We start from the raw sequence: 616 nt of genomic DNA, 5'->3' as shown, positions 1-616 counted from the left end.
TGGAAAGCGTGTTGCAGATCGCCGTCGCGCACGTGCGCGACTAGCGGCATGGCGGCTCCTCGGGGCTCGCTTACCGATCCTTCCGAACGCTCAAGAAGCGCTTTTGACGGGACGTTAGCGAAGACAGTACTTTCAAGCGAGGATCGAACGTGGAAACAGTCAACCCTGAACTCATTGCGCGGCTCGTGCGGATCAACCCTGTCGTCATCGTGAACGGCGAGACGTCTCGCTCGCTGCGCTATCACGGCAAGCGCAACGTGCGCGCGCTGATGGGCTTTCTCGGCACGTATCGCGACATGCGCGCGCTCGTCTACAGCCATTCGGCAAGCGGCCGTCAGATGTGGCTCGATGTGCAGCCGGGCCGCGTGTCGCAGCTGCCCGTGCCTGTGCCGAACTGACTGGCGACGGCGACCCGTTGGAGCCGGCATCGCATGTCTCATCTGCCGCACCGTGTCGACAAGCTCGGCGCGGTCGTTTCTTCCAGTGCGCACTATCTTGTCCCCGTCGCGATGCCCTGATGCAAGCTACGCTGTCGGGACGGCTAATTGCCGCCGAAGTCGGCAACATGATCGTCATCGAACTCGACCGCGCGCCCAGCGGCGAAGCGCATCCGATT

The 616-nt window shown here is 63.0% G+C and carries 1 protein-coding gene; it reads left to right on the top strand.

The annotated features are described in order from the left end of the window. The first annotated feature begins 149 nt into the window (after positions 1–149). Positions 150–398, top strand: coding sequence for a hypothetical protein (locus BN2476_RS44985; protein ID WP_087740508.1), 249 nt, complete (start codon positions 150–152; stop codon positions 396–398). Positions 399–616: the final 218 nt, after the last annotated feature.

Source organism: Paraburkholderia piptadeniae, from assembly GCF_900007165.1.
GTDB classification, from domain to species: Bacteria; Pseudomonadota; Gammaproteobacteria; order Burkholderiales; family Burkholderiaceae; genus Paraburkholderia; species Paraburkholderia piptadeniae.
This window is presented reverse-complemented; position numbering and strand designations above follow the sequence as displayed.